The following is a 14,061-nucleotide window of genomic DNA, read 5'->3' as shown; positions in this document are numbered from 1 at the left end:
ACAATTCTAGGGCTACCGATTAGAACATTTCCTACACGGGTTCAGCGAGCAGATCGTCGAGAGCGACCGTCAGCGCCCCTTCGAACTGCCAAGTCGCCCGCTCGAAGGCTTCGTCGGTCGGGCCGTCCCAGCGGGGGAACGCTGAATGGCCGCTCACCTTGACTGTCCACTCGGCCGGCTCGTCGAATGCGTTCGTCGTCGGGAGTTCCACGACGTAGAGGAACTCCTCGTCGCCGTGGATGCCGTCAGCTGGATTCTCGACGCCGTGGCCCAGCAGGAACAGTGGTTGATCGAGGTGCTCCATGTTGGACGTCTCGAGAAGGTCTGCTGGCTGCGCTTCGTCGATCGTTCGCTCCGGGTCGCCGTCCAGATAGAGCTCGACCGTCGAGAGCTTATCGAGGAACACGAACGTCGCTGCTGTGTAGGCTGGGCCGCGTTCGGCGCGCGTCGCATCGAGAAGGTCCTTCAGTTGCACGAGATCCCGAAGGACACTCGCCGGATACCCGTCTGAATGGCGGTACACCTGTGCGATCCGTTCAGCGTCGCTATCGCTTTCACCAGGCTGTTCGACTCGTTGGACGAATCGGAGTTGACTTCGAGTCGACATCGATCACCGCCGGCGCGTGTGCGCCGGCACCCATCACCGGCGCAACAACAAACTCGCCGCTGCGACTGACAGCTGCTACGCTAGATGTGACACCTCGTCTGGTTCCTCGACATCGTCGAACTCGCCCCGCTCGACCGGTTCCCAGTCGTCCCCCGGTGCTGGACTCCACCAGTCGACCTTGTAGGCACCTGGTGCGCCGAGTATCTTCACCCGTGCCGAGCCGTCAGGGAGGTCGCCTCGTAGCTTCTCGTCGACGTGAAGGTTCCACGTCGAGTCCGTGTCGAAGCAGGCGAGGACGGCTTCCTCGTAGCCACGCGTTTCTCGGGACTCTTGGAGGACGACCTGCGTGTTACAGTTCTTGCAGAAAACGCCCTCGAAGGGAATGTGACTGAACACCTCGTGCCCGCAGACGGGACACCAGAGGAACTCGAACAGTGCCTCACTGTGTCGGTTGAGTACTTCAAGGCTCATTGTTGGACCGGCCCGATCGAACCGGGCCACCCGTTCCTGCCCGGACGAAAAACAACGCGACGGAGGTTCGCTCAGTCACCGCTCGGCCCCGTAGACGATGCGTGATGGTGCTTCGTACCCGCAGTCCGGACAGTCGAACCAGCGCTGAACCTTCGCCCCCTCTGCTGACTTCTCACCGACGAGGACATCGTCGTTCGGGCACTCGGGACAACTCAGCTCGGGCGTAGGGCGCTTCCGGAGTTCGTCCCGGAATGATTTCGCGTCTTTCGTCTCGTACCCTCGCGACCACACCGGGTAGCCGTCGACGAGGATCGCTCCTCGCCACTTGTACCGGTAGGAGTCGGGGGCCCGGTGCAGGACAGCCCGTGCGCCGGTCTCGGTGTTTCGATACGCGAGCGTCGGTGTGCGACTTTCTCGTGCCCAGTTAGTGATCCGTGGCATCGTCGGTTAGAAGTGAACGTCCGCGGGGACGATCCAGAGCGTTTGACTGTCCTCCTCTTCCTCGAGGACACGATCCAGCTGGCCGCGATGCCGAATCCCCTGTGCGTGCTGATCGTACATCGGGATGGACGGCCCCTCGTAGGCGCCGACCTGGTGGAACGCGTGCCGAGCGAGGTCCTCGTCGCGCATGATCGCCTCGTCGCTGAGCTCGTCGAGGGCCTCCTTCACGCGGTCGAGATTCCGCTGAAACTCTTCCTTGGTGGCCTTCCAGGCCCGGTCGAGGAGTTCACCGCCCTCCTCTGAGTTGATGGGGGCTGCCGTCGGCAGGTCACCCCAGCGGGCCTTCCCGGCGACCATCGTATCGTCTTCGTCGAAGGTGCAGTAGTAATCAAACACGGCGCATCCGTGGGGATTCGCGCCGACGAGACGGTCGAAGACCGCTTTCCCTTCAATCAGGGCGTCGTGCTGAGTCGGTGCTTCGACTAAGGCGTAGATGACCATATGCATCTTCGTTCACCTCGGAGCGCCGACTCACCGGGCTCTGGTCCGCTCTGTCTGCTCGGTGCGCCGGCACCCATCGCCGGCGCTCGAAAAATCTGGTTCGTGAGATCGCGTTCAGGAGTCGGCCGCACGCTCGACGGTGATCGTCAAGTCGCCGGCCTCGTAGTCCGCCTCGAAATCAACGCTGAACGCATCGCATTCGTAGGCGGCATGGTAGGCACGGTGCAGTTCGAGCGACCCGGTAGCCTTGAAGTGGAAGAACGCTGCCGCCGTGTAGGGCTTGCTCTGGGTTTCGATTTGCGTCTCGACGGAGGCCGGGAGCGCGATTTGGGGCGTGTCCGTGTCGATGCTCGCTGCGAACGCCGTCGCCTCCTCGACGGTCGCCTGTGAGTGTGCGGGTGTCTCGCCGGTCAGTACGTTCACCGGTGTCTCCGTCTCTTCGTTGAACAGGACATCTTCGAAGGTGCGTGTCCCGAGGACTGCGTCGGGACCCAACTCGCAATCGAGGAATGGATCGGCGTCTGGTTTCTCGGGCATCAGATCACGAGCCCACGGTGGGGCTCAGTCCTTTCTGCCCCAGACAAACCACCATCTGCGTCGACACAGATCGGCCTATGAGCGGCTGATCGTGGCGCCGGTAGACGGTGCTTCACCGCCCGGAATTCGCAACTCCTGACGCTCTCCGACCCACTCACCGAGCTTCTGCTTGAGATACTGACGAGCCGTCGACTGGGTGAACACACCCTTGTCGAGCATATCGCCGGTGACGTCTTTCAGGGCTTGGAACTGGCCCTGCAGGTGGCCGTCGCCGACCGGCTCGCCGTCGTACCAGCGCACCGTCGCGAGCGCACCGTTCCCGACCGTCTCTCCCTGTTCGACTGTCTCCGAGTCGTACTGGAGCCCGAACCACAGCGTCCGATAGGCGGTCACCTCGAACGTCGTCGACACCACGAAGAACGCCTCGTGGTGGAGGTAGTCGAGATGGTCAGCGACGATCTCGTCGAGGGTGAGCCCGGTGGCGCGGGGCTTCGGCTCGACAATGGTCGACGGTCGATCCTCGCCGGCGAGGTAGCCGTCGACCGCATCTGCCTCGAGGCCATCGGCCAGCTCTGCGAGGAGCTGTTTCGCCCATTTGGAGTCGGTGTCGTCGCCACCGAACGGCGACTCAGCCGAGATTCGGTGCTTGAGCTTCAGGTTCGCTGCACCCCAGTGGCTGTAGTGGAGCGTGTACTGTCCGTCTGTGCGTTCGTACGCAACGAGTGCGCGGTGTCCCATCGAGCAATCACCTCACGGGGCGACCACGACTGGATCGCCCCGCACCCCTCCCGGGGGACGAACAACTCTACTCGTCGATCGGGTCGAGGGAACTGAGGTCCGCGTGGAGGACTTCGCCGTCGCGAACGACGTACCGCTTGGCCAGGACTGGGAAGCGGCACTTGGTGAACCCCGCCGTCTGGATCTCGAACTCTTCGTCGGCTTCGAGGTGGTTGGCGAGTTCTCGCAGGAATTCGTGGGTCACGATGCCGCCCTCGTAGTCTGGGAGGCCGTTCTCCCGCGCCTCGTACACCTCAAAGTCGTCGTACCCCCAGATGGTGAGCTCTCCGTCTTCGGTCACCTCCCAGTCGAGCGTCCCGAAGCAGTAGCTCTCACAGAGCTCGCGGACTGCCTGCGGATCCGATACGATCGCGCCAGTCGACGTCGTCGCAGCTTGCAGTGTCGCCATGTCTGGAGTTCACGGGGTCGCCCCCGCACCCCTGTCGGGGGCGATAAACCGACGCGAGAGTTGCCTCCCTGGTCGTGGCCGGGGACTCCAGTCAGGAATCTGCGTGGGCGTCCGCCCCGGCTCCGTCGCTCGGCCGCGTGAGAAGGCTCACCTCTTCCAGGAGGTCTCTCGCGGTCTCGACTCGCTCTCGATCCGCGTCGTCCAATCGGTCGACGTCGAGTCGGTTGAGATTGCTGAGTATACGATGCATCCGGTATCCTTGTTTGAACTCTTGCTCCATCGAAAGCGCCTCACCGCTCGCCGGCGCGGAAAGACGCCCCATCGAGATTGGCGTCGGGCTTGGAGGAGCTCGCGGCCTTAACCAACGAACCTCGACGGTACTCGCAGTCTGTTGGTTAATCGAAGCCGAGCACTGGGGCTACTCGAGATTGGGGCCGTAGCGAGCCGAGCCACACACCCCGCACTCCCAGATCGGTTGTCCCGTCCACGCTTCATCCGGGATCGACTCGTGGGTGTTGAACCGATGGTCGGTCGCCCGTCCACAGGTTTGACACTCGAGTTCCTGCGTCGTCGGTACCGACGACACCTGGCGATCAGCCACAGCCTGGCCAGTAGATTCGGTCAGCGCCATCGCTGGAACCAGCCACACCGCGTCGTCGGCGTCGTCGAGGACCGCATCGAGACGCGACGCGTCGCGGATGCCGTCCCCTCGCTGGTCGTAGAGCCGCGTCGGGGCCTGCTCCTGACGCTCCGACGCTCCCTGCCCGTGCCACTCAGTCCGGTCACGGGCGGCACTGAGAAGCCGCTCTCCCTCCTTTGAGGCCACCTGTACCGCGTCGGGGAGTGAGGGCCATTGCTCGACCAGCTGGCGCGCCGGTGCTTCGTCGAGATCGTAGATGAGGGTGTAGTTGTCGACGGCCGGCTCCGCCTCGTTGGCGGAGAGGAGGTTCGCCGCTGCGCCGCCCTTCGCGACGGCGCCGTAGAACGTGGTCGACTCGACGATCAGGTGGACGATACCGAGGAACGTCGTCGACGCTGTCTCGTTCGTGCTTGTGGCGTCACTCCCGAGATGGTTGGTGAGACAGAACCGGCATTTCGTCTGGCCGATCGGGACTGACGCCCCACAGGACCGACACTCGCCGTCGGCGGCCGTCGGCGCATCAGGGTAGCCACCAGCGCTCGTCGCGACGCGTTGCCGCCGGGGGGCACCCTCACACCCGTCGTCCAGCCTCGTGTCCGGAATGTGGGACGCCTCGCCAGTCGGCCGCAGTTCCTCGAAGTCAGAATATCGGTTGTGCATCGGTTGGCTCATAGCTTCTGTCGGTATCGCATTTCAACGTCCGGAGGCCTTCGCTCGCAATATCCTCTCGATTATACGAGAGAGTACAAACATATATGGGAGTACAACGCGAACACTGTTGCAAGAGGTGCCAAGCATGTCCGAATCCCCGCGAGATGGCGTCCAGACGTGGGCTGAGTCGATGAGTGCCCGCGACCGTATTCGGGCGGTCGCCGAGACGCTTCGCGAACCGCGGTCGGTTAACTGGATCAGCGAGCAGGCCGACGCCGCCTGGAGTACGACCAACGAGGAACTCCAGGATCTCGTCGACCAAGGCCAGCTGCGTCGCGTCGAGGCCGGCGAGACCACGCGCTATCAGCCGGACTACACGCGCCTGCTCTTCGAGGAAATCCGGACGCTCATTGAGGAGAACACGCGCGAGGAGCTACGCAACGAACTGGCGGCGATTACCGAGGAGATCGAGGAGTGGCAGGCGACCTACGACGTCGAGACGTGGGAGGAGCTCGAACAGTCGCTCGCCGACCGTGATCTCGCAAGTGCCGAGCTCCGCGAGCGCCGTGACGTCATCGCGTTCTGGCGCGAGAACGAGGAGGATCGCCGCCTCATCAAGCACGCACTGGAACTCTACTCCGACGTCGAAGCCGCCCGTGAGCAGATGACCGACGTGGCTGACCGCGCCACGAGCTAATCCTTTCTCTCACAGAATGATCTTTCTTGCCGGTCGCGACCGCTATACACAGCGGACCCTTCTCCGCGACGTTCACGACCGATTGACGAACCAGCCAGGGTGTGAAGAGGTCCGCTATCGCCCGTCTCGACGCCGACCCCGGTACGTCATCGCGGATGTCGATCCGACGACGTTCTTGGGTGACTCCCACGACGCGGCGACCGCCCGACTGGAGATTCGCTTCTGGTACCCCGCCGGCGTCGACCACGAATACTACCGCATCAACTGGGTCGAACCGGAGCGGAATCTGATGCTCGGCTTCCATCAAGACGCCGACCATCCGGACCTTGGGCCCTGTCACATCCAACTCAATCACGAAGACACGCCTGTCGACCGGCATAGCGCGACGTTTCTTGATGCGCACCCACTCGCCGTCCTCGATGACCGACTACAGCAGTTCCCGGCGGCGGTAGAGGCAATTCGCTGGGAGAATGGGGCGCCTTCGCTCCCTACTTGGCCGGTCTAGACAGAGAGCTCATTGAGCGTCTCGTGATGCGTCCGAACCGTGGTTGGCGTGACGTCCCCGGACTCGGCAACGTCACATTGCGTCAGCCATCGCCCCTCCTCATGACCGGCCTTGTAGAGGCAGGCCGCTGCGAACCCGGCCGGATGGACGCCCGTCGTGACGCCGCGCTCCTCGGCCTGCTCTGCGAGGGTTCGGGCCCGCTGTCGGATCTCGTCCGGACACTCGAGATCAGAAGCGAGGCGCGGCACGAACATGCTGGGGGAGACGGGCTCGGCGGGAAGGCCCAGCTCTTCGTTGAGCGTTTTGTACGCGTTCGTGACTCGTGACTCCGCCACGCGAGCCATCTCGCTGACGTCATCCACCAACCGCGAGCGGCCGTTGCACCGGCAGGCCCCGTAGATGCTGGCCGCGGCGATGGCCTCGATGGATCTGCCACGAAGCAGATCCTCGTTCTGAGCGCTCCGGAAGAGCTGACACGCCTGGTCACGGACCGAATCGGAGAGTTCCAGGGCACTCGCCAACCGACGCACTTCGCCCAGTCCGTGGGCGAGATTCCGTTCTGCTTTCGACCGCCAGCGACCACGTGTCTGCTCACGGCGCATCCGCGCGAGTCGCCGTCGCTTCTGCCCAGAGATCTCGTTCCCCTTCGCGTCGGTGCCGCGACCGATCTCCGTCGACAGGCCGCGATCATGGCGGGCCGCAGTGAGTGGAGCACCCGTTCGCTCGCGCTCCCTGTCGTCGTACGCCCGCCACTCTGGCCCGTGATCGATGCGCTGTTCGTCGATGACCAGGCCACAGTCCTCGCAGACCGTTTCGACCGCGTTCGTGGTGACCCGTCCGTCGCACTCGGGACAGTGGTTCGCGCTCGACTCCGTTCGGATGTCTTCGTCGAAGCCAGTTTCGTAGATGTCTCTCGTTGCCATTGTTCTCTCCAGTTTAGTGGGAATTCGCCGTTACGGCGATCCCCTCACCCATTGAGGGGACAATAGACTCTATGCCGAAGCGTATGGTTGAGACGATAGGGACACATCCAGTAGGTCGATTTTATAATCGAGTGAGCATAATCCGTTTAAGAGATGAGTTTCGCTTCTCGCCTCCCGCCCGGTGCAGAAGCCGGTGCGACGAATCTCATGTGTCCGAACTGTGAGCACCGGATCGGAGTCGTACAACTGCTTCGACACTTAGAGCAGCAAAACATCCCGCTCAGGGATATCACACCGAACAGTTATACACCGTGTCCAGCCTGTGGCGCACTGTTTTTTCCCGAGAATGCATTTCTGGTCTGCCTTTCTGATATTGCAGATACCGGGGACTCGTACCGATCCTATCCCTTCGGTATCGCCGGTCATCAAGGAGTGAACTATACCGATGTCACAGTTGGAGAGACGTCCGAACACAAACTGAGCAACCTCTACCAAGGTTATGAAATTGAGCGCGGGTCGCTAATCCTGCAAGGTGCTGAGCGCAGTGATGTTGATCAAGATGATCGGTTACCGATTGATCGCCATGAAGACTCAATGACTCGGGCGACGTTAGCTGATATCCTCCTTGTCTCGGTTACTCAGGTTGCCCCTCGCCAAGTCCTTGTCACTGCCAATCTCCGAAAAGACGAGGATGCCCAAGATGCCATCGCGAAAGGTGATGATATCACCTTGATTTATCAACGAAATCTGCTCCAGACAGAAGGACGGGATCCCCCCTGGCTCACCCTTCTCCGTGAAGCCAAAAGCGCAATCAACCGTGACAATCCATTAGCAGCTGGGCCACTTCTCGTATCTGCCGTCGACAACTGTCTCTATCGGCAGATCTACCTCTACTATCGATGGCAAGGCCAAGATCACACCGAGGCCATCAATTCAGTCGACCAATACCGTACTGGCAACAAGATTAGCCGAAAGGATCTAGCAAAGGACGCCTTGAACGACATCTCGGGCGTGACTCTCACCAGCCACGAGGACCCGTACTTCGATGAATGGAACCGGTTCCAGACCTTCCTCCAACAGCGCCACGACATTATCCATCCTACTGATGATCCTGTTCCTGCGATCGATACCGACACCGCTGTCGACTGGTTCAACCTGACTGTTGACCTAATCCTCGGCCACTTCGACCTTGTCTGGCGAGAGATTGATTAGTCTCTCGGCTTGGACCCCTCTGTAGGATTGAATCGTTCATATAGACCGCTGAACGAGGTTGTGGCTGCGCGCGCAGCGAAGCGAGCACGGAGCGGAGGGTGGGGCGGCGGGGTCTGGGTCGGTCCGGCACACAGCAAAAAATGAAGGCTGCGTCAGCTGGCTACTCTTCCCACCACCGGCCGCGCTCCGGGAACTCGATCCTGCTCCAGCCCGTGATGGCGAGACTGCACCGTCCTTGGTACCAATTTTTCTTGACCGCTCTGAACCGGACTGTCTGCCCTTCTCGAACCACCGTCTTCTTGCTCTTCTCCCAGATCGTGAATTTCGTACGCCCGCTTTCGTCTTCGATGAGTCCGACTTGGGCGATTGCTGGGGAACTAGGATCCCAAAGTTCGCTCACTGTGCCTTCGACCGTCACCTCACCGACCGGGACGTCCGGCACGTCCGCGATGGGCACGATCGCCCCCGGCGCTGCCTTCAACTCCTCGAGGGTCTCCAGCACCGCCTTCGTGACGTCCCGACCGCGTGCCACCTTCTCGGCCAGCTGCTTCGCGACGACCGCTCTCGACCAGCCGCCCTGCACCTCGTCGCTGATCCGCATCGCCTGCTTGTTCACCTTCGCGAGTTCGTCTTGCGTCACCTTCTCTCGGGGATCCGTGCGCTCCGTCGGCGCCGGCTCGTCACGGCCACACAGTTCGCTGACGACCTCCCGCGTACGCTGCTCCCGGCCCTCCTGCGTTCCCAGCTCGGCTTGGGCACTGATGCGCTCCAGTTCCGCTTCCCGCGCCCGAATGCGCTCCTCTTGTTCGAGGGTGACACCGTGAATCCGGTCTTCGCTCGTGTCCGCGATCCCATCCGGGTGGTTCGCATCCACCTTCGCCTGCGTCTCCTGCTCGACCGCGGCCTGGAACTCCGGCGTCTCGTCGACGACTGGGAAGCCGTCTTCATCGACCGCCTGACCGCCCGCTTTCTCGAATGCCTGTTCATCCACCGAAACGACCTTTCCGCTAGCGTTGTTACTAGACATTGGTATCACACCAAGGTACCACTGAAGGCGCTCACGCGCCGACACCGCGATGCTACTACATCGCGGTTTTCCGACGACAACGACCGACAGAACCATCTGCGCGCTCTCGCTCGCGCCTTCGCGAGCGCCCTACCGGGCGCGAGCGAGAGCGCGCCTGCATGAGGTGGCCCCAACCAGCACCGCGCGCCGACCCGCCCGGAGCGAGCGGCCAGCGCATTCCCCGTTCGCCGCGACGCAACCACGTCCGTCGCGGTCGGCTGTGCCGAGGTCCGGAGGACCCGAACGGGTGAAGCGCTGGCGCCGAGGGCACATGCACTTTAGCCCGGCAGTCCGCCCGCTACTGCAGGCAGACCGCCCGGAATGGTCGGTCGCGAGCGACGCGGAGGGCGGCAGCGGCGAGCGGGGCGGGCCGGTACGGACACACCAGCCAACCGATGGGAACCACTAGCCCAGCAATAGACTCCGGGTGGGACTGAAAGGGGCCGGGCGCTCGACGTGCCCCGACGACGCAAGCACCGCAGGGACGAGGCGCGCAGCGGTGGTCGCGGGACGTCGAGCGGCCGAGGGCTTTCGAGAGTAATCGCTATCTCAACTGCTGCGGTCGTTATTCGTCGACCGAGTCGGACTCGTCCTCGACGATGACGTCCACACCGTCCGGTGAGACAGAAAGGGGAATCCCCTCGACAGTGAACTGAACGACGATCTCCTCATCGGCGGAGGCAATCAGCTGTTCGAGCGCACCCGGGTCCACGTAATCGTGGAGCTGATAGGTGTCGTCCTCGAGCCCACACGCTTCCAGTGTCTCGATGATCTCGACGAGGAGGTCACTCGATCCATCCGAACTGCCGATGGACGGGGAATGCATCTGTATGCTCGACGCTTAACGTGGCTGGCGCTTAAAACGTTTGGAGTCAACTGTAGAAGCGCTACGCTTTGCTACTTGACTTAGCGCGTTCGGGATACTGTCGGCGCAACCAGAAGCGATTATGCGCTTTGACGCCGACTGGATGTCTCGCGCCGATGACCGCATTCTGGAGCATCTCTCTGAGGACGGCCCCGACACCCCGAAGGAAATGGCGGACAGCGATCGCGTGCGCTTTTCCCGCCAACACATCAACGCCCGCTGCAAGACGCTGGTCGAATATGGCCTCGTCGTCCACCTGGGCAACGGCGTTTACGACATCACTCGCCAAGGAAAAGCGTATCTCGCCGGTGAGCTCGATGCTCGTGATCTCGACCCCGAGTAGCGTCAGCCGTCTCCGGCGACCAGATCCTCGATGAACCGGAATCCGTTCACGAACGTCACTGAATCCCCGTACCCCTCACTCCCGAGTACGGTTTCAGCCCCCTCCCCAGCCGCAATATCGGTCGTGTAGATGTAGACCTCGGTTGCTGTCCCGGCACTGAGATGCTGGGCGGCTAGCGCAGCGAGGGCGGCGTCGGCACGCTCGACCTCGTCCGCGGGCCGGTCGTCGGCGTTCGCGATGTACCGCTGGACGCCGTCCATCGCCCGTGAGACGATGGGCTCTGAAAACTCGAGCGACGGTGCGACTGTCGCCCAGCCCTCGTCAATCGCGGCGTCAATCGGCACCTCCTTCACGTTGGGGTCGTCGACGGTCAGCTCCTCGTACACTCGTTCGGGGAGTACGAAGGTGACGTCGCTCCGGCGAGCGAACCGCCGAACGGCCTGGTACCGACTGTTCGACGGCTGCCCCATCGCGACGAACAGGCCGGTGTCGGCGATGTGGAGCCGGCTCACGCGTCGTCAGCTGCGTCGCCGTCGTCGATGTTCAACTCGTCGAGTCCTGCCCCCGCCTCCTCGATGTCGTAGTGCTCGTGGACGACGGGCCGGAGCGCCTGGAGGATCATCTCCGCAGCCAGCGGCGAGATGTCGAGGTCCTCCGCCATCAGCCGATGGGTCACTTCCCCACGCTCCCGAGCAACCGCGTAGGTGAGCGCCGTCGCGAGGCCGGCGACGCCGTGGCGGTCGATGTAGGTGTCGATGTCGGCGTCCGTCTCGCGGCGGCCAACGGCGTCGATCAGCGCCGGCGTGATCGTGTACTCGCGGTCGCCGGCAGCCGTCGTCACGGTCAGGTCGATCTCCCGGGCGGCGTACCGACGGGGTTGCTCGTCGTTGGTGACGTCGACGACGCCGGCGTCGACGAGCCTGTTGACGTAGCTGTAGGCGGTCCCCTGGGCCAGTTCGAGGTCGTCCATCACGTCCTGGACGGTTGCCTCTCCCTCCCGAGCGAGGTACGCGTACAGCTGAGCCAGCTGTGGCTCCTCGAGGAGGTCCGCGACTGAGAGGAAGTCGCGAACGATGTCGCCGTCAGCGCGATTTGAAGTGCGTGACACGGATCGTTCTTGATTACAGTTTACAGCGAATCAGTAAAGAGTGTTTGGGTCACTCCGCCGGCGTCGTGACGAGGTGTTCCCCGAGGTCACGCGTCCAGTACGTCGCGAGCCCGCCCGGACTACAGCGGGCGCACAGTTGCAACGGGCCTTCGAGGTGCCCGAGTTCCACCCGGAACCGGGTGAGCGCCGCAAGCGTGTCGACGACCAGGCCACAGCCGTCACAGGCGACGTGATCGCGCTCCTCGGGATCCGGCTCCGTCTGAATCGCGCAGTCGACGCAGATCGGGTGGGTGACCCGCTCGTCCTGTCCCCAAGTGTGGGCCTCGCCAGTCTCAGTACCGGGCGGGGCGTCGCAGAACGCACAGCCGACGAGGGTCTGCTGCATCACTCGTCCTCCGCGTCGGCGTCGCGGCCGGCCGCCCAACCACGGTGGAAGGCGGCCAGCTGCGTCGCCGAGTCGAACGTGGTGCCGCTTGACTCGTGAACCAGAACTTGGTCTTCGGGAACCGGAGTGACGATGTCCGCGTCGATGAGCTCGCTGACCAAGTTCTCGGCCGTCGCGTCGTCGACGTCTGCCGTGTCGACGCTGGCGGCGTCGCGGTCCTGTGCGAGCTGTTCCTTCTCGAACTGTTCGTAGTCGGCACTCGTGTCGTCGTGAGGATCGGGACCAGGCATGGTGAGTCACGCCGCGCACGCTGTCGCGCGCTGCACGCCTCCCGGCGCCGATAAACAGTCAGGAGTGACAGCGTCAGTCCGGTCGGGGGTCGCGATAGCCGATGACAGCGACGTCGTCGATGAACAGGACGCCCTTCATGAAGTCAAGCTTGGTCAGACTGTGCTGGTAGAGGTTATGGCGGCCAAGGTAGTTCACCGGCACCACCAGACAGCCGAACTCGATTTTCGGCCGGCCGTCCTTCTGGGTGCGGTACCCCTTCTGGAACTTGAGGAGGTCGTCGCTGACGTTCTTCCGCTCGCTCTTCTCGACCTCGATGGCGATGCGAGTGTCGGCGTCGTAAAGGTCGACGCTGTAGTTAAACCCCTGATGCGACCAGAGCTTGCAGTTCGGGTTGTAGCCGCCGGCGGCGTCCCCTTCGTACTCGTACTGCGAGAGGCCGTCAGCGATTGCGGCATCGAACGCCCCGACCTCCGTGTGCTTCGTCGAGCCGTCGAAGACGCTTGCTGGGACGGCTTCGACGGCCGCCTGAATCGACGCCAGCGATTCATCCGGAAACGCCTCGGACGAGGTTTGGGTGCGGCGCTCGCTTAGCTTGGTGACCTCCTCGAAGACGACCATACTCGCTCTCGACGAGCAGCGACCCGATAAAACCCGTCGCGACGGCCATTCGAGTCGACCGGTCGCCAGGCTTCACTCACTCGAGTTTCAGGGCGGCGGGCGGGGACGAGGGAATGGATCCAGCCTCAATGTTAACCAACACGGTGCCGGTTTCGGCCGGGATTGTTGGTTAATTCTAGCCCCTACGGCGTTCGGAGCTCTCGAACTGACTTCACGACGAAGGTATCCGGCTCGCCAGCTGCTCCCTCACCTGATTGTTCCGCCGTCGTTGAGGGCGACTGTGTGAGTTGGGCGATGAGCTCGTCGCGAACGGTTCCTCGGGGGACGGTGGTCTCGTGCCAGCCCAGCCGGTCGTCGAAGTGCCGTTTCTGGAACTGCTCGCCGACGTCGTCGGCTGCGACGTACTGCGTCCGCGTCGACCGCCCGACCTGCCGTGAGACGAAGACGGCGCCCACGGCCTCGTGCGTGAGTTCGACGAGAGCACACTCCACGAGGGCAACGACCGACGTATGATCTCGGTCGGTCGGGACCACCACCTCGAGGTCTGCCCACGGCGCCTGGCCGTCCGGGGTACTTGCCGCTTGATGCGCTGATCGTGTTTCGCTGCGTCGTTCCGAAGCCATCGTCTATCGGGGGCACCTGATGCGCCCCGCCACCCCCTCCCGGGGGCAACAGACTCCACCTGAACACACCCGCTGAAACTATGCGCTAAATCTGATACGTTTCTGAATCCAAGATCCCGATGACGGCCCCTCGGCCTGAGAGAGCCGGCGGCCTTCGCACACTGCATATCGCCTCTTTCTTTGGACGAAAACCGCGATATGCAAGACGCTATGACGCCCTCAAATCGTAGAAGAACTTCGTCGGGCTGATTTGAGGGCGTAGAAAGTACCTCGACGAGTTCGAGAACAGTTCTATGCCTTCTAAAATTGCTCGACGACAGGGTAACGAAAGCGATATCGGGCGTATCTGGATTTCTTTGGGTCGCTGCTCTACCCACTCTGGATCGCTCGA

The 14,061-nt window shown here is 62.7% G+C and carries 23 protein-coding genes; 5 read left to right on the top strand and 18 right to left on the bottom strand.

Features of this window, described 5'->3' with window-relative positions; all coding sequences use genetic code 11:
• Nucleotides 1-31: 31 nt before the first annotated feature.
• From MUG96_RS23195 to MUG96_RS23155, 9 genes are all read right to left on the bottom strand, one after another.
• Entirely contained in the window at nt 32-607 is a 576-nt protein-coding gene (locus tag MUG96_RS23195; protein ID WP_246989568.1) for a hypothetical protein, read from the bottom strand.
• Nucleotides 608-682: 75 nt separating this feature from the next.
• Nucleotides 683-1,078, bottom strand: a complete 396-nt coding sequence (locus tag MUG96_RS23190; RefSeq protein WP_246989567.1) for a DUF7567 family protein — start codon at nt 1,076-1,078, stop codon at nt 683-685.
• 75 nt (nt 1,079-1,153) lie between these two features.
• Nucleotides 1,154-1,519 (bottom strand): DUF7568 family protein, encoded by a 366-nt coding sequence (locus tag MUG96_RS23185; protein ID WP_246989566.1) that lies wholly within the window; start codon nt 1,517-1,519, stop codon nt 1,154-1,156.
• A gap of 6 nt (nt 1,520-1,525) precedes the next feature.
• Nucleotides 1,526-2,026 (bottom strand): DUF7995 family protein, encoded by a 501-nt coding sequence (locus tag MUG96_RS23180; protein WP_246989565.1) that lies wholly within the window; start codon nt 2,024-2,026, stop codon nt 1,526-1,528.
• 108 nt (nt 2,027-2,134) lie between these two features.
• Nucleotides 2,135-2,557, bottom strand: a complete 423-nt coding sequence (locus tag MUG96_RS23175) for a DUF8025 family protein (protein WP_246989564.1) — start codon at nt 2,555-2,557, stop codon at nt 2,135-2,137.
• A 75-nt stretch (nt 2,558-2,632) separates the two neighbouring features.
• Nucleotides 2,633-3,295 carry a DUF6735 family protein gene (locus MUG96_RS23170; RefSeq protein WP_246989563.1) on the bottom strand — a complete coding sequence of 221 codons (663 nt, stop codon included), beginning with the start codon at nt 3,293-3,295 and terminating at the stop codon, nt 2,633-2,635.
• A gap of 67 nt (nt 3,296-3,362) precedes the next feature.
• Nucleotides 3,363-3,743: a hypothetical protein gene (locus MUG96_RS23165; RefSeq protein ID WP_246989562.1), complete on the bottom strand. Its 381-nt coding sequence runs from the start codon at nt 3,741-3,743 to the stop codon at nt 3,363-3,365.
• A gap of 91 nt (nt 3,744-3,834) precedes the next feature.
• Complete coding sequence (locus MUG96_RS23160; protein WP_006183366.1) at nt 3,835-4,023, bottom strand: DUF8012 family protein; 189 nt, start codon at nt 4,021-4,023, stop codon at nt 3,835-3,837.
• Between the two features lie 138 nt (nt 4,024-4,161).
• Nucleotides 4,162-5,043 carry a biosurfactant protein 1 gene (locus MUG96_RS23155; protein WP_246989865.1) on the bottom strand — a complete coding sequence of 294 codons (882 nt, stop codon included), beginning with the start codon at nt 5,041-5,043 and terminating at the stop codon, nt 4,162-4,164.
• Between the two features lie 136 nt (nt 5,044-5,179).
• On the opposite strand from MUG96_RS23155, the gene MUG96_RS23150 reads away from it, so the two are divergent.
• Together MUG96_RS23150 and MUG96_RS23145 are read left to right on the top strand one after the other, a co-directional pair.
• Nucleotides 5,180-5,731: a DUF7342 family protein gene (locus MUG96_RS23150; RefSeq protein ID WP_089767348.1), complete on the top strand. Its 552-nt coding sequence runs from the start codon at nt 5,180-5,182 to the stop codon at nt 5,729-5,731.
• A 16-nt stretch (nt 5,732-5,747) separates the two neighbouring features.
• The gene (locus tag MUG96_RS23145) at nt 5,748-6,236 is read left to right on the top strand and encodes a hypothetical protein (RefSeq protein ID WP_089767347.1); all 489 of its coding nucleotides are present in this window, start codon (nt 5,748-5,750) and stop codon (nt 6,234-6,236) included.
• Here the strand turns inward: MUG96_RS23145 and MUG96_RS23140 are convergent.
• Entirely contained in the window at nt 6,233-7,159 is a 927-nt protein-coding gene (locus MUG96_RS23140; protein WP_089767346.1) for a transcription initiation factor IIB, read from the bottom strand. The genes MUG96_RS23145 and MUG96_RS23140 overlap by 4 nt on opposite strands.
• A gap of 153 nt (nt 7,160-7,312) precedes the next feature.
• Between MUG96_RS23140 and MUG96_RS23135 the strand changes: the two genes are divergently transcribed.
• Nucleotides 7,313-8,371 (top strand): hypothetical protein, encoded by a 1,059-nt coding sequence (locus MUG96_RS23135; RefSeq protein ID WP_139175730.1) that lies wholly within the window; start codon nt 7,313-7,315, stop codon nt 8,369-8,371.
• A 160-nt stretch (nt 8,372-8,531) separates the two neighbouring features.
• On the opposite strand, the gene MUG96_RS23130 is transcribed toward MUG96_RS23135, so the two are convergent.
• Nucleotides 8,532-9,398 carry a DNA-binding protein gene (locus MUG96_RS23130; RefSeq protein ID WP_089767344.1) on the bottom strand — a complete coding sequence of 289 codons (867 nt, stop codon included), beginning with the start codon at nt 9,396-9,398 and terminating at the stop codon, nt 8,532-8,534.
• A 310-nt stretch (nt 9,399-9,708) separates the two neighbouring features.
• Between MUG96_RS23130 and MUG96_RS23125 the strand changes: the two genes are divergently transcribed.
• Nucleotides 9,709-9,846 (top strand): hypothetical protein, encoded by a 138-nt coding sequence (locus MUG96_RS23125; RefSeq protein ID WP_246989561.1) that lies wholly within the window; start codon nt 9,709-9,711, stop codon nt 9,844-9,846.
• Nucleotides 9,847-10,002: 156 nt separating this feature from the next.
• Here MUG96_RS23125 and MUG96_RS23120 read toward each other — a convergent pair whose 3' ends face one another.
• Nucleotides 10,003-10,263, bottom strand: a complete 261-nt coding sequence (locus MUG96_RS23120) for a HalOD1 output domain-containing protein (protein WP_089767343.1) — start codon at nt 10,261-10,263, stop codon at nt 10,003-10,005.
• 121 nt (nt 10,264-10,384) lie between these two features.
• Between MUG96_RS23120 and MUG96_RS23115 the strand changes: the two genes are divergently transcribed.
• Nucleotides 10,385-10,645, top strand: coding sequence for a MarR family transcriptional regulator (locus MUG96_RS23115; protein ID WP_246989560.1), 261 nt, complete (start codon nt 10,385-10,387; stop codon nt 10,643-10,645).
• A 2-nt stretch (nt 10,646-10,647) separates the two neighbouring features.
• Here the strand turns inward: MUG96_RS23115 and MUG96_RS23110 are convergent, their stop codons facing one another.
• The 6 genes from MUG96_RS23110 to MUG96_RS23085 form a co-directional block, all read right to left on the bottom strand.
• Entirely contained in the window at nt 10,648-11,157 is a 510-nt protein-coding gene (locus MUG96_RS23110) for a PIN domain-containing protein (RefSeq protein ID WP_246989559.1), read from the bottom strand.
• Entirely contained in the window at nt 11,154-11,753 is a 600-nt protein-coding gene (locus tag MUG96_RS23105) for a DUF7437 domain-containing protein (RefSeq protein ID WP_008458722.1), read from the bottom strand. Before MUG96_RS23105 ends, MUG96_RS23110 begins: the two co-directional genes overlap by 4 nt.
• A gap of 49 nt (nt 11,754-11,802) precedes the next feature.
• Entirely contained in the window at nt 11,803-12,138 is a 336-nt protein-coding gene (locus tag MUG96_RS23100) for a DUF7558 family protein (protein ID WP_246989558.1), read from the bottom strand.
• Nucleotides 12,138-12,428, bottom strand: coding sequence for a DUF8069 family protein (locus MUG96_RS23095; protein WP_246989557.1), 291 nt, complete (start codon nt 12,426-12,428; stop codon nt 12,138-12,140). Before MUG96_RS23095 ends, MUG96_RS23100 begins: the two co-directional genes overlap by 1 nt.
• A gap of 73 nt (nt 12,429-12,501) precedes the next feature.
• Nucleotides 12,502-13,047: a hypothetical protein gene (locus MUG96_RS23090; protein WP_246989556.1), complete on the bottom strand. Its 546-nt coding sequence runs from the start codon at nt 13,045-13,047 to the stop codon at nt 12,502-12,504.
• A 182-nt stretch (nt 13,048-13,229) separates the two neighbouring features.
• Nucleotides 13,230-13,670 (bottom strand): DUF8030 family protein, encoded by a 441-nt coding sequence (locus MUG96_RS23085; RefSeq protein ID WP_246989555.1) that lies wholly within the window; start codon nt 13,668-13,670, stop codon nt 13,230-13,232.
• Between the last annotated feature and the right edge of the window lie 391 nt (nt 13,671-14,061).

The organism is Halorientalis marina (assembly GCF_023028345.1).
GTDB lineage: Archaea > Halobacteriota > Halobacteria > Halobacteriales > Haloarculaceae > Halorientalis > Halorientalis marina.
The sequence above is the reverse complement of the archived record's forward strand: the minus strand, read 5'-3'. Positions and strand labels throughout refer to the sequence as shown.

Bases quoted from the DNA above. Each gene is read 5' to 3' on its own strand.
- MUG96_RS23195 (WP_246989568.1), bottom strand. From the start codon at position 607: ATGTCGACTCGAAGTCAACTCCGATTCGTCCAACGAGTCGAACAGCCT.
- MUG96_RS23190 (WP_246989567.1), bottom strand. From the start codon at position 1,078: ATGAGCCTTGAAGTACTCAACCGACACAGTGAGGCACTGTTCGAGTTC.
- MUG96_RS23185 (WP_246989566.1), bottom strand. From the start codon at position 1,519: ATGCCACGGATCACTAACTGGGCACGAGAAAGTCGCACACCGACGCTC.
- MUG96_RS23180 (WP_246989565.1), bottom strand. From the start codon at position 2,026: ATGCATATGGTCATCTACGCCTTAGTCGAAGCACCGACTCAGCACGAC.
- MUG96_RS23175 (WP_246989564.1), bottom strand. From the start codon at position 2,557: ATGCCCGAGAAACCAGACGCCGATCCATTCCTCGATTGCGAGTTGGGT.
- MUG96_RS23170 (WP_246989563.1), bottom strand. From the start codon at position 3,295: ATGGGACACCGCGCACTCGTTGCGTACGAACGCACAGACGGACAGTAC.
- MUG96_RS23165 (WP_246989562.1), bottom strand. From the start codon at position 3,743: ATGGCGACACTGCAAGCTGCGACGACGTCGACTGGCGCGATCGTATCG.
- MUG96_RS23160 (WP_006183366.1), bottom strand. From the start codon at position 4,023: ATGGAGCAAGAGTTCAAACAAGGATACCGGATGCATCGTATACTCAGC.
- MUG96_RS23155 (WP_246989865.1), bottom strand. From the start codon at position 5,043: ATGCACAACCGATATTCTGACTTCGAGGAACTGCGGCCGACTGGCGAG.
- MUG96_RS23150 (WP_089767348.1), top strand. From the start codon at position 5,180: ATGTCCGAATCCCCGCGAGATGGCGTCCAGACGTGGGCTGAGTCGATG.
- MUG96_RS23145 (WP_089767347.1), top strand. From the start codon at position 5,748: ATGATCTTTCTTGCCGGTCGCGACCGCTATACACAGCGGACCCTTCTC.
- MUG96_RS23140 (WP_089767346.1), bottom strand. From the start codon at position 7,159: ATGGCAACGAGAGACATCTACGAAACTGGCTTCGACGAAGACATCCGA.
- MUG96_RS23135 (WP_139175730.1), top strand. From the start codon at position 7,313: ATGAGTTTCGCTTCTCGCCTCCCGCCCGGTGCAGAAGCCGGTGCGACG.
- MUG96_RS23130 (WP_089767344.1), bottom strand. From the start codon at position 9,398: ATGTCTAGTAACAACGCTAGCGGAAAGGTCGTTTCGGTGGATGAACAG.
- MUG96_RS23125 (WP_246989561.1), top strand. From the start codon at position 9,709: ATGCACTTTAGCCCGGCAGTCCGCCCGCTACTGCAGGCAGACCGCCCG.
- MUG96_RS23120 (WP_089767343.1), bottom strand. From the start codon at position 10,263: ATGCATTCCCCGTCCATCGGCAGTTCGGATGGATCGAGTGACCTCCTC.
- MUG96_RS23115 (WP_246989560.1), top strand. From the start codon at position 10,385: ATGCGCTTTGACGCCGACTGGATGTCTCGCGCCGATGACCGCATTCTG.
- MUG96_RS23100 (WP_246989558.1), bottom strand. From the start codon at position 12,138: ATGCAGCAGACCCTCGTCGGCTGTGCGTTCTGCGACGCCCCGCCCGGT.
- MUG96_RS23095 (WP_246989557.1), bottom strand. From the start codon at position 12,428: ATGCCTGGTCCCGATCCTCACGACGACACGAGTGCCGACTACGAACAG.
- MUG96_RS23090 (WP_246989556.1), bottom strand. From the start codon at position 13,047: ATGGTCGTCTTCGAGGAGGTCACCAAGCTAAGCGAGCGCCGCACCCAA.
- MUG96_RS23085 (WP_246989555.1), bottom strand. From the start codon at position 13,670: ATGGCTTCGGAACGACGCAGCGAAACACGATCAGCGCATCAAGCGGCA.